Annotated in this window: 11 protein-coding genes and 3 pseudogenes; 7 read left to right on the forward strand and 7 right to left on the reverse strand. The window is 58.3% G+C overall.

All coding sequences use genetic code 11. From position 1 onward, the window contains the following. Positions 1 to 76: 76 nt before the first annotated feature. A pseudogene (locus AC1Q6Z_RS33680) lies at positions 77 to 1,786 on the forward strand (AAA family ATPase); the annotation flags it as partial. Positions 1,787 to 1,891: 105 nt separating this feature from the next. Here AC1Q6Z_RS33680 and AC1Q6Z_RS33685 read toward each other — a convergent pair. Next, on the reverse strand, positions 1,892 to 2,191 hold the full coding sequence (locus tag AC1Q6Z_RS33685) for a putative quinol monooxygenase (protein WP_492650551.1): 300 nt from the start codon (positions 2,189 to 2,191) through the stop codon (positions 1,892 to 1,894). Between the two features lie 215 nt (positions 2,192 to 2,406). After that, positions 2,407 to 3,580: pseudogene (locus tag AC1Q6Z_RS33690) on the reverse strand (molecular chaperone HtpG); the annotation flags it as partial. Here AC1Q6Z_RS33690 and AC1Q6Z_RS33695 point away from each other — a divergent pair. From AC1Q6Z_RS33695 to AC1Q6Z_RS33715, 5 genes and pseudogenes are all read left to right on the forward strand, one after another. Then, positions 3,578 to 3,877: pseudogene (locus AC1Q6Z_RS33695) on the forward strand (DnaJ C-terminal domain-containing protein); the annotation flags it as partial. The pseudogenes AC1Q6Z_RS33690 and AC1Q6Z_RS33695 overlap by 3 nt on opposite strands. A gap of 2 nt (positions 3,878 to 3,879) precedes the next feature. Continuing rightward, positions 3,880 to 4,212, forward strand: a complete 333-nt coding sequence (locus tag AC1Q6Z_RS33700; protein WP_492650552.1) for a chaperone modulator CbpM — start codon at positions 3,880 to 3,882, stop codon at positions 4,210 to 4,212. Between the two features lie 295 nt (positions 4,213 to 4,507). Next, entirely contained in the window at positions 4,508 to 5,950 is a 1,443-nt protein-coding gene (locus AC1Q6Z_RS33705; protein WP_492650553.1) for a DUF7125 family protein, read from the forward strand. Further along, positions 5,947 to 6,996, forward strand: coding sequence for a sensor histidine kinase (locus tag AC1Q6Z_RS33710; RefSeq protein ID WP_492650554.1), 1,050 nt, complete (start codon positions 5,947 to 5,949; stop codon positions 6,994 to 6,996). The genes AC1Q6Z_RS33705 and AC1Q6Z_RS33710 overlap by 4 nt, the downstream gene beginning before the upstream one ends. Positions 6,997 to 7,132: 136 nt before the next feature. After that, entirely contained in the window at positions 7,133 to 7,495 is a 363-nt protein-coding gene (locus tag AC1Q6Z_RS33715) for a response regulator (RefSeq protein WP_492650555.1), read from the forward strand. 124 nt (positions 7,496 to 7,619) lie between these two features. On the opposite strand, the gene AC1Q6Z_RS33720 is transcribed toward AC1Q6Z_RS33715, so the two are convergent. The 4 genes from AC1Q6Z_RS33720 to AC1Q6Z_RS33735 all read right to left on the reverse strand — a co-directional run bounded on the left by AC1Q6Z_RS33720 (position 7,620) and on the right by AC1Q6Z_RS33735 (position 11,299). Continuing rightward, positions 7,620 to 7,826: a hypothetical protein gene (locus AC1Q6Z_RS33720; protein ID WP_492650556.1), complete on the reverse strand. Its 207-nt coding sequence runs from the start codon at positions 7,824 to 7,826 to the stop codon at positions 7,620 to 7,622. Positions 7,827 to 7,875: 49 nt separating this feature from the next. Further along, on the reverse strand, positions 7,876 to 8,301 hold the full coding sequence (locus AC1Q6Z_RS33725; protein ID WP_132526485.1) for a response regulator: 426 nt from the start codon (positions 8,299 to 8,301) through the stop codon (positions 7,876 to 7,878). Continuing rightward, complete coding sequence (locus AC1Q6Z_RS33730; RefSeq protein ID WP_492650557.1) at positions 8,298 to 9,425, reverse strand: PAS domain-containing protein; 1,128 nt, start codon at positions 9,423 to 9,425, stop codon at positions 8,298 to 8,300. The genes AC1Q6Z_RS33725 and AC1Q6Z_RS33730 overlap by 4 nt, the downstream gene beginning before the upstream one ends. A gap of 62 nt (positions 9,426 to 9,487) precedes the next feature. After that, entirely contained in the window at positions 9,488 to 11,299 is a 1,812-nt protein-coding gene (locus AC1Q6Z_RS33735; RefSeq protein ID WP_492650558.1) for a PAS domain S-box protein, read from the reverse strand. 510 nt (positions 11,300 to 11,809) lie between these two features. On the opposite strand from AC1Q6Z_RS33735, the gene AC1Q6Z_RS33740 reads away from it, so the two are divergent. Beyond that, positions 11,810 to 12,442, forward strand: a complete 633-nt coding sequence (locus AC1Q6Z_RS33740; RefSeq protein WP_492650559.1) for a hypothetical protein — start codon at positions 11,810 to 11,812, stop codon at positions 12,440 to 12,442. A gap of 156 nt (positions 12,443 to 12,598) precedes the next feature. Here AC1Q6Z_RS33740 and AC1Q6Z_RS33745 read toward each other — a convergent pair whose 3' ends face one another. Next, positions 12,599 to 13,669, reverse strand: coding sequence for an alkene reductase (locus AC1Q6Z_RS33745; RefSeq protein ID WP_492650560.1), 1,071 nt, complete (start codon positions 13,667 to 13,669; stop codon positions 12,599 to 12,601). Positions 13,670 to 13,690 lie beyond the last annotated feature (21 nt).

Raw genomic sequence — 13,690 nt, forward strand, 5'->3', positions numbered from 1 at the left:
ATGACTCTCCGCATGATTCATGCAGAAAATGAGCTTCCGCGAACAAACGCGCTACGTGGGATCGCCTACACGCTTACACATGATCAGCAGCGCCTGTCCGCTCTGCGAGGGGAAGCGGCTGCGCAAGGAGTCGCTCTCGGTGAGGTTCGAGGGCTTCGACTATGCCGAGATAAGCAGGCTGCCGATGGCGCGGTTCTCGGACATCTTCGCGCCTTTTGCGCACGCGGATGCCAGGAAGCTCAGGGCCATGAGCAAAGAGCATCCGGAAAAGGCGATGGTCGTCCAGCGGATCGCTGCAGACCTCTGCCGACGGATGGCCGTTCTTCTTGATCTCGGCCTCGGCTACCTCACGCTTGAGCGGAGCACGCCGACCCTGTCTCCGGGCGAACTCCAGCGGCTTCGCCTGGCGACACAGGTCGTCTCAAACCTCTTCGGCGTCGTCTATGTCATGGATGAGCCATCCGCAGGCTTGCACCCGGCCGATACCGAAGCGCTGTTGCGGGCGCTCGACGGCCTTAAGGCGGTCGGAAATTCTCTGTTCGTCGTGGAGCACGAGCTCGACGTCGTCCGCCACGCGGACTGGATCGTCGACGTAGGACCGGCGGCCGGCGAGCTCGGCGGTGAAATCCTGTATAGCGGTCCGCCGGAAGGCCTACGGGCGGTCCAGCGATCCGAGACTGGCAGGCATCTGTTCGCTGAAGCTGGGAAGCCCTCTCGAACTTGCAGAGAACCAGATGGATGGCTTCGCCTCTCCGGAATCACTCGAAACAACCTCCATGACGTCAATTGCGCCTTCCCACTCGGGGTCATGACGACGGTGACTGGCATCTCCGGGTCAGGCAAGTCGAGCTTGGTCAGCCAGGCGCTCGTCGAGCTTGTCGGCGAAGCGCTCGGCGCTCCGATTCGTGTGGAAACCGATGCTGAGGAAGACGCCGCTCTGGAGGCGGAGCCGGGCTTGCCGACGCAGGGCAGGATTGAAGGTGGGTTGGACAGCATCCGACGCCTCATTGAGGTTGACCAGAAGCCGATCGGCCGGACGCCCCGGTCAAACCTCGCGACCTATACCGGCCTCTTCGATCATGTTCGCTCGCTGTTTGCCGCCACTCCAGAGGCAAAGAAGCGCCGCTACGACGCCGGGCGTTTCTCCTTCAATGTCGCCAAAGGCCGCTGCCCCCGCTGCGAAGGCGAAGGCTTTGTCATGGTCGAGCTGCTCTTCCTGCCAAGCGTCTATGCCCCCTGCCCGACTTGCCATGGCACCCGCTACAACCCGCAGACCTTGGAGATCCGGTACCGGGGCAAGAACATCTCGCTGGTTCTCGGGCTGACCGTCGCGGATGCCTGGGACTTCTTCAATGACGCCCCGAGTGTTCGCTCGTCATTGAAGGTCCTCCGGGAAGTAGGATTGAGTTACCTGCGGCTCGGTCAGCCCGCGACCGAGTTTTCTGGAGGTGAAGCGCAGCGCATCAAGCTGGCGACGGAGCTGCAGCGCGCCCAGAAGGGCGGCGCGCTCTATGTGCTGGATGAGCCCACGACAGGCTTGCATCCGTCGGATGTCGAGCGGCTGATCGCACAGCTCAATGCGTTGGTCGACACCGGCAACACCGTGATTGTCGTCGATCACGACATGACTCTTGCTGCAGCGAGCGACTGGGTCATCGACATCGGGCCAGGCGCCGGCGATGAAGGCGGCCGGATCGTCGCAAGCGGAACGCCGGAGCAGGTCGGCCTTGTAGAAAACAGCCGGACAGCACCTTATCTCAAGAGACTTCTCGCGCCCGACCGATAACCGACCAATTGGACGGTCGCAAACTTCATTCCATAGGTGACTGCAGTCACGGCAGACGCGGCCACTTGAAGTTCATTCCGGCCGAAGTGCTGAATTGCAGGGCGCTTATTGCCGTTTATCGGCGAGGATCGCTAATTTGTGTATCTGTGGCGGCTTCACGAACAGGTCCTCTGCCTGCGCCATCAGTGCCGCAGCGACCTGGCCGTTCAAGTGGGCGTCCCTGCCGTCCTCATCGTTGAACGTGTCAAAGATTGCAAACGACCTCGGACCCTCCTGAATCGCATACCAGGAAATCGTGCCGGGCTCCGCATTGACGAGCGGTACGGCCGATCGCAGAAAATCGACAACCTCCTGTTCCTTGCCTGGCTTTGCTTCAAGCGGAACGTACAGCGCGAATTTGGTCATGACCATCTCCAAGGGCACCTTATCGTGCCGCAACAACGTTCAACACGGTGAGCGGTTAAAAGTTCCAGATGAAAGGGATAGCGATCGGCGACAACTTGAGGTTCTTCACCCAGGAAAGGCGGTCACGTTCCGTGAGTAGATCGGAAAGATTGGCGATCGTGCTCGCGCCGATCTGATGAAGACGAGGCCGCGGGACGCCGCCTCGCCAAAACATGCTATTTGCCCTGCCTAATCGCGAGCGCGAACAGTCTGGCCTGCCTTTCCGCGAAAGCGCGCGGATTGGTAGGCTTGTCCCCGTCAAGAATGCGGGCTTCGTCGAGCAGGAGCCATACGGCATCTTCGCGAAACGGCTGATCGTCCATCGCAGCAATGCTCTTCACAAGTTCGTTCTGCGCATTGATTTCCAGGATCGGCTTCGAAGCGCTCTGTAGCCGCCCTGCCCCCTGCAGCAGTTTCTCGAGCTGTCGATCCGGCCCATGTTCGGAGGCGACCAGGCAGACGGCACTTTCGGTCAGAAATTGTCGACGCCATCGGTGAGCAGCAGGACTTCGATGCCCTTGGCTCGGAAACCCTCAAGTTGCGGCGATGATTTCAGCTGGTCCAGACTGGAGCCACTGATGTAGTAGATCGCCGACTGCCCCTCCTTCATCGAGGCCAGGTAATCGGCCAGATTGCGGGTCGTCTCACCGGACACGGTACTGCGGAAACGCGCCAGCTTCAGTAATTGCGAGCGCCGCTCGAAGTCTTCGTAAATCCCTTCCTTGAGGATGGCTCCGAACAGGTCCCAGAATTTGGAAAACGTCTTGGCTTCGCCTTCGGCCAATTTCTCCAGCGCGGTGAGGATCCGGCTGGTCACGCCTTTCTTGATGGCGGCCAGCACCGGGCTTTCCTGGATCATTTCGCGGGAAATGTTGAGCGGCAGATCCGAGGTGTTGACGATGCCGCGCACGAACCGCAGGTAACGCGGCAGCAATTCGGCTTCATCGGTGATGAAGACGCGCTTCACATAAAGCTTCATCCGCCCCTGGCGGTCTGGATCGAACAGGGCTGGGATCCGGGTATGAAGGCAAGCGTCGTATATTCGTGGCGACCTTCGGCACGGAAATGAACATTAGCGAGGGGATCGTCATACTGGCCGGAAACCCCACGATAGAAATCATCGTATTCCTGTTTGGGTATCTCGCTTTTCGGCCTGGTCCATAGCGCCGCCCCATCGGAAACCTGCGACGGCTCCGCGCCGTCCTTGTCGATGAGAAGGATAGGAACGGGCACGTGTCCGGACTGGTCGCGAATGATCTTTTCGACCGTCCATTTGCTGGTATATTTCTTCGCATCCTCCATGAGATGCAGCGCGACACGCGTACCCCTTGTCGGCGCCTCGCCGGGATCGGTGACGATATCCGCCTCGAACTTCCGGTCACGCTCAGCGAGGGCTTGCTTGGCGGCAAGGTGCGCGTGCCGACGCCCTCCGGCCCGGTCGACCTGATGCTGCCACCCAATTCTAGCAGCGGCAAGGTGTTGCGCATCAAGAGCAAGGGTGTGCCGCGCGGAAATGGCAGTGCCGGCGACGTCTATGTGACTGTGAAGGTCGTGCTGCCCGACCGTCCGGACGAAGAGCTGACCAGCTTCATCAAACGCTGGGCTTCTGGAACGACACAAAATCCGAGAAAGGGCATGGAGGGCTGACCATGGACGATCATGAATTCCGTCTTCGCCTCAAAATCGAAGTAACCGAACTCGAACTGTGGATCCGGGAAGGTTGGCTTGCGCCGCAGATCGCCGAGCACCAACGCCGCTTCGGGGATGCAGATCTAGCTCGCGCCCGGCTGATCCTGGATCTGACGCACGGCATGGGCGTCAACGAAGCCGGAGTTGATATTGTCATGGATCTTGTCGACCAGTTTCACGGCATGCGCGGCTCGATGCGCGACATCATAACGGTCGTCAGCGGAGAGGATGTTGCAGTCCAACAACTTTTGGTAGCAGCTCTGGACAAGCTCCACACCAATTGGCGAATGTGAGAGGATTCGCGGCAGGTAAGAAAGCAATCTCGTGGCGGATGTTTCTATGACGACATCATTGAGGCGCTGAAGACGTTGGACAAGAACGATGAGCGCGAGGACGAGGTTCGTCCGCCGCGATCAGAGCGAGCCTGCTGTAAAGCTGTAACACTCCCTTTAGGCAGGTCTGCGGCTTCACCACAACCAGCCTGTCATTGATGTTTCGAGAAACCTAAATATAACGAGAAGGCATCTTTCAACGACGATGATGCGCGCGCTCCGGCCCGGATCACGCTAACATTTTGAAAGATGAGTTATGCCGAAACGAAAAGCGCCAGCTGTTGTCAGCACAGGCATCACAGGATTGAACGAAATTCTGCGTGGTGGTCTGCCAGCATCCAATCTCTATATGCTGCAAGGCGCTCCGGGCTCCGGGAAGACCACAGCAGCGCTGCAGTTCCTTCGCGCCGGGGTGGAAGCGGGAGAGAGTTGCATCTACGTGACACTGTCGCAGACGGCGGCAGAGCTTGAAGCCATTGCTGTTTCACACGGCTGGACACTCGATGGCATCCGGGTCGAGGAACTGTCGACATCCGGTTCGGTCAGCGAAGCCGATGACCAGAGCATATTTCTGACCGCAGACCTCAGGCTCGACGAGACGCGAAAGGCGATCGAGGCAGCTATCGAAGAACACAAGCCGCGGCGCCTTGTTTACGACTCCCTCCTCGAAATCCGCCTGATCACGGGTGACTCTCCTAGGTTTCGTCGCGAACTGATCGGTTTCAAGTCCTTTCTTGCCAAGCGCAACGTCGTTGCACTTCTCCTTGACACCCAGACGCCCGGCGATGACCGCAGCGGCGAGGAAGTAGAGGGGCTCGCCCATGGGGTCATCCGTTTCGACAAGTCGCTGGAGGAGTACGGCGCCGTGCGGCGTCGCGTCGAAGTATCCAAGATGCGCGGTGTCCCCGTTGCCGATGGCTATCACGACATGGCGATACGGGAAGGTGAAGGGGTCATCGTTTTTCCTCGCATTATGCCCAATACTGCATCTGAGGCCACCAAGCCGCAACTGATCAAATCGGGCGTCGCAGCGCTCGACGACATGTTTGGCGGCGGCCAGGAGGCCGGAACCACGACGCTGGTCATCGGACAGTCGGGCACTGGCAAGTCGACTATGTCGTCACTCTATGCGACCGCAGCGCTCGACCGCGGCGAGAGCGTCGCGCTGTTCTTGTTCGAAGAGAGGCTGGAAACGTTCTTCCGCCGGTCGGAAGGCCTGGGAATGCAGCTTCGGCAGTTCCATAAGGATGGCAAGCTCATCCTGCGGGATTTCAATCCGAACGAAATCTCACCGGGTGAATTTGGTCAAATCGTCCAGGACGCGGTGACGCAAAACAAAGTCCGCGTCGTCGTCATCGATAGCCTGACCGGCTATCTGAACTCGCTACCGCATCGGGAAAAGGCGGTCCGCGACATTCAATCCCTTCTCAAATTCCTGGCTCGTTCGGGCGTGCTGACGATGCTGATTGTCGCTCAGCACGGCCTGATCGGTCAGAATGTCGGCATCGACGTAGATGTCAGCTTTCTGGGCGACACCGTGCTCCTGCTGCGGATCATGGAGCATGAGGGTCGGCTGCGCCGCAACATCACCGTTGTCAAAAAGCGCCACGGTCCACATGACCTCAACATCCAGGAACTGCTGATCGAGAGCGGCAGCGTCAGCGTTGTTTCCTATAACCCTCTTCCTGACCCGAAATGAATGAAACACCGAGTGAACTGGATTGGGTGCTCATAATTGCCCCGTTTCGCAAGGACGCCGACTACATCGCGGCGTCCTTGAGGGAACAGAACGTCGCAGTCAGGCATGGCCAGGCTAGCGAGGATTTGGCTGAAAATCTGGCGCTTTCGCCCGGCGTCATCCTGATCACCCATGAGGCGTTAAGCCCGCCCGTCGTCGCAACGATCGGCCATCATCTCGCCGACCAGCCTGATTGGTCCGAAGTGCCAATCGTGGTCCTGCTTGAGCGCGCGGCTCCCATTGCACAAATCCGCACTCAGCTTCAAAGCGCCTGGCCGAGCGCCCGCTTCCTATTCTATACACGGCCAATCGCGCGACTAGAGCTGGCCAATAGCATTCAGACCAATCTGCTCGTCCGGTTGCGCCAGAAGCAGGTGCGCGATGCCATTGAGCGCGAAGTCGAGTTGCGGCTGGAGCTCAATCATCGCATTAAGAACATTCTTGCCAGCGTCACCTCAATCTTTCAAATGACGCGACGCGGCGCGTCTACGGTTGATGAGTTTGCGGCAGATTTCACAGGCCGGCTTCGTGCTCTGTCCGACGTCCACACCGCAGTGTTCGAAGCAGGCGGAGACGAAATCTCACTGTTATCCGTGATCGCGGTAACCGTCGCGCCCTATAACGGTGAGAGCTTGACTCGGATCAATATTGCCGGCCCGGACCTCCTTGTCGAACGGATCGCTGCGACAACCATCGCCCTTTGCCTCCACGAACTGACGACGAATGCCATCAAGTACGGCGCACTGTCTCAGGGCAACGGCAGGATCAACATTGCCTGGTCCGTTTCGGAGGAAGATCCGCCAGTATTTTCAATGAACTGGATCGAATCGGGCGGCCCCAAAGTCGTTCAACCGACGCGGCAGGGCTACGGCACAAAATATGTTCGCTCGGCTCTCGCCTCGCTCTTGGGGGCAGCGCCGACGATCACGTTCGATGGCAATGGGTTTCGATGCCACGCCGCGGGTCCGGTAGCAAGACTTGTGCGGCAGTCGGCAGAAGCTGTTTGATACAGTATACGTTATCGGAAGGGTTAAACACCTTACTGAAGACATTCCCGAACCTGGCGGATCATATTCGTACAAGAGACGTTATCACACTCTTGGACCATTTTATCTGCCTGTAAATCACGAGGGAGCGTAGGGGATGGGCGGCAACGGTATGACGGTCCTTGTGGTGGAGGACGAGGCTCTCGTTCGGATGGATATTGCGCTATTTCTAGAGGACGAAGGTTTCCAGGTGCTGGAAGCATCGAACGCTGACGACGCTATCAGCCTGCTCGACGCACATCCGGAGGTTCGTCTGATGTTCACCGATATCGATATGCCTGGCAGCATGGATGGCTTGAAACTTGCGGCCGCGGTTAGAGATCGATGGCCACCAGTCAAGATCATCGTGACATCGGGTCATCGCCACATGAGCGATGATACCCTTCCGATCGTCGGCCGCTTTTTCAGTAAGCCCTATGATCCGTCACGTGTGATTCACGCGATACGCGAAATGATCTAACACGATGAGGTCCTAAGCTGAGCGAGACCGTCAAGCCAAGGATGCCGATGCTAGCAACTCTGCAAATCGCAACCGCCCAATATGATGCCGGCTGCTATCACTACCTCGAGGCAAGCAAGACTTACTAGGCTTTGGTCGCCAACGGCCAATCGTTTGAGGGCTCGTCGATCTGATGATCTGGGATCTCGTCCATCCTATCACGAAGCTGGGCAGATTCCTTCTCGATCATGTAGATCACCGCGGATCTCTCGGCACCTCTAGCGACGAGCTCATCGATCAACGCGTGCAGCCTAGGTTTGACCTCTTTCAAAATGTTTTGGTTGTCACTCATCAATTCCTCCCATTTTTGCTCCGTGTTGGCCGACGCTCCTCCTTAGGTCTTAGCCAAACCGCTTCCCTGCATTCGCGTCTTCTGCCAAAACCAGACTTGCGGGCGGCGACCCACTCTCGTCGCCTCCGACGAGTGCGGAAATGTAAGTCAGGGCATTTTTCATTCCGTTCATCGTGTAGGGCTTTTCGATTGCACCGAGTGCGCCGGCAAACCCTTCCGGGATCTTCTTGATATTGCCGCTCACGAAGACATACGGAATGCCCGCAGCTGCCAGTTCCCGACCCACGTCGATCCCGGTCGGGCCATCCATGAGATGGATATCGACGAATGCGAAATCAGGCTTCGACGCGTTGATCTGCTCGCGCGCCTGGATGCTGCTCATGGCGAGGCCTGTAACCTGATGGCCCGCCATCTCCACCTCGCTTTCAAGCTCCATGGCGAGCAGCATTTCGTCTTCGACGATCATAACTTTCAATGTGTATTCTCCTGATGGTCGCCGACAAGCAGCACCACATCGACAACTGTCTTTCGTCTATCCTGTTTACGTTCGATTTCGGCGCCGAGCTGCAAAGCAGACGCCTCGATCAACATGCGTCCCAGCTCGGTGCTTTCAATATCAGGCTCAACTGGTTCGGACGTGTCCTCGACACGGATCAGAAAATGACCGTTGAGGCGTTTGACCAGCACGTGGATGTCGCCGCCGCCGTCCATGAGGCCCCGTCGAACTGCATCGCCGACCAACTCATTGACGATCAGCGACAAAGGCGTGGCTTTGACAGCGGGCACGAGCAGCGGCGAAAGATCCAAAGACAGACGGATGTCGTTGCGGCCAGTGGCATCGACAAGATCTGTCACCAATTCCTTTGTGAACTCTGAGATATCGAACTTCGACACGTCGTCGAGCGTGAACAGCTTTCGCTGAACTGTGCTGAGGGCCTCTATTCGGTTGAGGACCGACATGAGTGTCTGCCTTTGCCGATAATCGGTGGTGATGCGTGCCTGCATTTTTACGATGGAAGCCATCGTCAGCAGGTTGTTTTTCACCCGATGGTCCACCTCGTGGACGAGCAGCGTGCGCGCCTCCAGTGCCGCCTTGAGGGTGGCGGTGTTTTTTGCCACCTCCGCCTCCGCCTCATGGCGCGCAGCCGCCAGGTCTGCTTCCCGGCTTTTGACAGTTGTGAAATCCAGCTGGGACGCAAAGAAATAGATGATTGTCCCTGCCTCGTCCCGGACGGGGCTGATGAATACCGCATTCCAAAACGTAGTGCCGTCTTTTCGGTAATTAAGAATATCGACAGCAACATCGTGGCCGGCCGCGATGCCCTCCCGGATCCTCGCGATCGTTGCTTTGTCAGTCTCTGGACCCTGCAGAAAACGGCAATTGCGCCCGATTATCTCGTCATCTCTGTAGCCCGTGAGCCTTCGGAAGGCTTCGTTGCAGAAGATGATCGGATTGTCGGACTGGTTCGGATCGGTGACGATCATTGGCATCCGGGTCGCCTTGAACGCGGCCGCAAAAGGATCCTCGCTTACATGCCCGGCGACGAGACGGTCGCCGGCGTTGCGGGCATCGGTCCGATATTGATCCTTTTCTTGCATGGCGGTCCTGATCGTAAAGTCCGCAACAAATGCCGCGGCTGGGGAATTGGTTCCGGTTTTTGTCAGGGCAAAGACGTTATCGTCGCCTCGATCTCGCAAATCACACCGGACGGATCATAGGCGATTGTCGATTTGCCGTTCAGCTCCGCGGCCAACAAGCGTTCGACGAGGCGGGACCCGAAGCCCTTGCGGGTCGGAGGGAGAACCTCCGGTCCGTCCATCTCCCTCCAAACGAGGCGAAGATCTCCGGTTTCTTCAGCGTAGCTCCAGCTGATGGCAATTCTGCCTGTCGCATTGGAGAGTGCACCGTATTTGGCAGCATTTGTGCCGAGTTCATGGAGAGCAAGCGAGAGTGACGCAACGACTTTTTGCGGCAGCAAGACCCGAGCGCCAGAAACATCAAACCGCTCTGAAGGATATGGAGCGATAGCCTGCTCTACCACAGCCTTGAGATCGGCACTCTGCCAATGCCCCTCGGCAAGAAGGTCGTGGGCATGCGCCATGGCCGAAAGGCGAGCCTCGAAAGCGGTCACCGCACCGCTGGCCTCAGCATCTTTTGCCAGGGTCTGACGGGCAATCGCCATGACCGTGGCAAAGACATTCTTCACCCGGTGGTGCAACTCGCCGATCAGCACCGCCTGAAGCCGATCCGCTTCCTTTTTCGCAGAAATATCGTGAGCGATCTTGGATGCGCCGATAATCCTGCCGGCGCTGTCGTAGATTGGCGACACGCTGAGGAGAACATCGACGAGATGGCCATCCTTGTGACGGCGCCTGGTTTCGTAAGGCTCCACCGTCGATCCGGCCCTGACGCGCCTCAACAGCGTCGGCTCCTCGTCGATCCGATCAGCAGGCACAAGGATCAGTACAGACTGACCGATGATCTCGTCCGCCTTGTAACCGTAGAGCCTCTCCGCCGAGGCGTTCCAGGACGTGATAGTCATATCGAGATCGATGCCCAGGATGGCATCATTGGAAGATGCGATGATGGACGCCAGCTGGCGCTCGACCTCCTGCCCTTTTTTGCGTTCGCTGATATCGATCGAGACGACCGCAACCTGGCGAATCCTGCCGCTATCGTCTCGAAGCGGCGAGACGGTATTGTTCACCCAGACGAGACTGCCATCTTTTCGGACATATCGCTTTTCGAGATCGAAGCTCTCGCCGGTCTGTGCAAGCCGCTGGTACAATCGGGTTTGCTCGGGCATATCGTCGGCATAGGTGATGTCGCGGATGTTCTTGCCGAGCAGCTCCTGTTCCTCGTAGCCGACAATCTCGCAAAACCGCTTGTTGACGTGCAGGATCTCGCCATTGAGGCTCCCTTGGCCAATCCCGGCCGCCGACTGCGATATTACCGCCCGCAGCCGTTCTTCGCTTGCCTGCAGCGCCCGATCGGCGCGGACGCGATCTGTGGTCTCGTTGACAATGCAGAAGACGCCGCAAACCGTCCCGTTTTCATCGCGGATCGGGGAATAAGAAATATCAAAATAGACAGTTTCCGGGTAGCCGTGCCGCTCGATATAAAATGGGCGGTCCTTGGCGGCGACCGTCTCGCCTTTGTCCAGGACTTGACGCAGGAGCGGTTCGAGATCGTCCCATAGCTCGCTCCAGTTTTCTCGTGCGGGGCGACCGAAAGCCTTCGGGTGCCGTTGTCCGATCGACGGTGCATAGGGTGCGTTGTAGAGGGCGACGAAGTCCGGCCCCCAGAACAAAACGATCTGCGCCATGGAAGGCAGCATGATGTCGACAGCGGATCTCAGGCACGGAGGCCAAACCGAAGGCGGGCCAAGCATGGACTGGTCCCAGTCTCCCCGCTCAAGCATTCGAGAAATTTCGTCTTGCCCCGAGAAAATTTCCCCCGTTTCGTTCTGCATCGGCGCCCACTCTAAATCGTTGCGACGTCGCAAACGTTCGTCCCAGTGCTCAACGTATAGCGTGAGATAGGTCTTTTCGCAATGAAATCAGCTTAGTGGCCGCCCTAATTTCAGGAGAGCGATCAACGATCGCCAACTTCGGGCGATGACGCCCGGCGCGTGAAAATCACGGCGACAGACATTCCTCGCAGATCCCGTAACAGTCTTCCTCGGTCGATGCGGGCCCTCCGCAACAGGCGCATGAGGGAATCGCCGGATCAGCCGAAAGGGTCTCCGGCGGCGGCAGAATCTCAATCTCGGCGTCTTCGAAGAGGCGTAGGGTGTCTTCTTCCATCTCGATGCTCCAGGTCGAGGATTTGACTCGAGATAGTTACGCCGGCGGCGATCTCAAGATGACAACCTTGATATGCCTTCTTCGAAGTTCCCTGGTGTTGATGCTGCGAAAACGCCTGTCGGAACTACCGCGTTTTCCTTGTTGATCCCGAGCAACGCCAAACCCATCTACGCTGGATGCCGAAACAGAAGATCATCATCGCTCCCGCGCTCGTGGAGACCTGGACACTGTCGCCCGCCGCCACTTTCGGCTCCTTTGTCCGCGCCAAAGGTATTCTTCTGGAAGTCCGGGCCCGTCTGCCCGTGGCCGTTCGGAAATCTCTCGAAGTAAGCGGCATGTCTCTCGTTCTTGGGATGGCGGAAGACAGCGAGCACGAGTTCGCCTCGACGTCAGCAGCCGTCACCCGGGCGCTGGAGGGGATCGAAAACCTGCTGGTCATTCCGCGCGAAATCCAGGACATACTTGGTATCTCCGCAAGCGAGCGGCATCGCTGGCTGAAGGACGGCCGCCTTCCGAGCGCCGGAACACGCACTGTTCGACTGAGCGGCCGCGCAAGGCAGATCACCTTCCATGTGTTCGATCCCCGTGTTGTGGAGGATCTGCTTGACCGGGCCGTCGTCGATGAATGGCGTGAAGAGGATATCGCCGCGAGAGCGGAGAATAGAAGGCAGGCCGCCTACCGGGCGAAGATTACCCGTTCGCTCAAGAAGGCGGTGAAGAAGCCAAAGACGGCCGAGAGCCTGTCTGATGCCGAGGCCAGCGGTTTGCCTGGTTGGCAAGAGTTCGACGCCGATGGTCTGCTTCAGTAGCTGGAGCCCGATTCCGTCAGCGACAGCAGCGCGTCCTCGGTCACATCACGATTCCACTACAAGAGCCCGCCCTTACCCCGCAGGCTGAAATGCCATACCAACGCAAGAGCTGTTCGATCCCTCAATGCACGTCGCCGCCGCAGAAACATCACCGGCTCAATTGGTGTAGTCGAGATAGCCTTCCGTTCCTTGTGTAAACCATGTTTGGGGGTCATCCTGTGCTAGCGGCAAACCTTTAGCGACGCGTCTTGGAAAATCCGGGTTTGCAATAAACGGTCGGCCAAAGGCCACCGCGTCACCTATTCCGGCATCAAGCTCTGCTTGGGCACGGGTCGCGTCAAAATCCGAGTTCAGGATCAACGGCCCCTTGAATGCCGGCCGCAGATACCGCGCCAGTGGATCGATCTCTCCGACGCCGAATGTCCCATCGACTGGCGGTTCCCTCAATTCGACATGGGCGATGCCAATTTCGGAGAGGGTCTCAAGGGCCTTCGTGAAGAGCGGGAGCGGGTCGCTATCCCGTACCCCTTGTGTTTCGCCATTCGGGGAGAGGCGCACGCCCACTCGACCGGCGCCGATTGCGTCGGCGACAGCCTGTGTTGCTTCCTTTAGAAACCGGACACGGTTCTCGATCGTTCCGCCGTATCGATCATCCCTGAGATTGGCGCTATCTCGCAGGAACTGGTCGATGAGGTAGCCGTTAGAAGCGTGAAGCTGAATGCCATCGAATCCGGCGTCTATCGCATTGAGAGCTGCCTGCCGGAAATCTTGCACGACGCCAGCGATCTCATCCACCGATAGCGGTCGGGCGAGCTCGTAAGGTTTCTTGCCCTCATAGGTATGGGCATAATTTGGCGCGACTGTCGCGGATGCCGACACCGGTTGGCGGCCGCCTAAGAAGTCAGGATGAACGACTCGGCCCATCTGCCAGAGCTGCGCTATAATGCGGCCGCCACGCTGGTGAACTGCATCGGTGACGTTTCGCCATCCTAAGATCTGCTCGCGTGACCATAGGCCTGTCGCATTTGGCCAGCCAAGGCCGAGCTGATTGATACCGATCGCCTCGCTGATGATGAGGCCGGCGGATGCGCGTTGCGCGTAGTAGTCGGCCATGACGGGCGTCGGCAGGTGGTCCCTTGTGCCGCGGGCCCGCGTCATGGGCGCCATCAGGATACGGTTGGGCGCTTTGATGGCGCCGAGCTCGATAGGGTCGAACAGACTGGGCATGGATGTGATCTTTCAATTCGA

The sequence above is a fragment of the Shinella sp. GW835-FHT14H05 genome (assembly GCF_058793575.1).

What these genes read in the sequence shown, in the direction of transcription:
- AC1Q6Z_RS33685 (WP_492650551.1), bottom strand. Translation starts at nt 2,191, where the DNA reads ATGACCAAATTCGCGCTGTACGTTCCGCTTGAAGCAAAGCCAGGCAAG.
- AC1Q6Z_RS33700 (WP_492650552.1), top strand. Translation starts at nt 3,880, where the DNA reads ATGGACGATCATGAATTCCGTCTTCGCCTCAAAATCGAAGTAACCGAA.
- AC1Q6Z_RS33705 (WP_492650553.1), top strand. Translation starts at nt 4,508, where the DNA reads ATGCCGAAACGAAAAGCGCCAGCTGTTGTCAGCACAGGCATCACAGGA.
- AC1Q6Z_RS33710 (WP_492650554.1), top strand. Translation starts at nt 5,947, where the DNA reads ATGAATGAAACACCGAGTGAACTGGATTGGGTGCTCATAATTGCCCCG.
- AC1Q6Z_RS33715 (WP_492650555.1), top strand. Translation starts at nt 7,133, where the DNA reads ATGGGCGGCAACGGTATGACGGTCCTTGTGGTGGAGGACGAGGCTCTC.
- AC1Q6Z_RS33720 (WP_492650556.1), bottom strand. Translation starts at nt 7,826, where the DNA reads ATGAGTGACAACCAAAACATTTTGAAAGAGGTCAAACCTAGGCTGCAC.
- AC1Q6Z_RS33730 (WP_492650557.1), bottom strand. Translation starts at nt 9,425, where the DNA reads ATGCAAGAAAAGGATCAATATCGGACCGATGCCCGCAACGCCGGCGAC.
- AC1Q6Z_RS33735 (WP_492650558.1), bottom strand. Translation starts at nt 11,299, where the DNA reads ATGCAGAACGAAACGGGGGAAATTTTCTCGGGGCAAGACGAAATTTCT.
- AC1Q6Z_RS33740 (WP_492650559.1), top strand. Translation starts at nt 11,810, where the DNA reads ATGCCGAAACAGAAGATCATCATCGCTCCCGCGCTCGTGGAGACCTGG.
- AC1Q6Z_RS33745 (WP_492650560.1), bottom strand. Translation starts at nt 13,669, where the DNA reads ATGCCCAGTCTGTTCGACCCTATCGAGCTCGGCGCCATCAAAGCGCCC.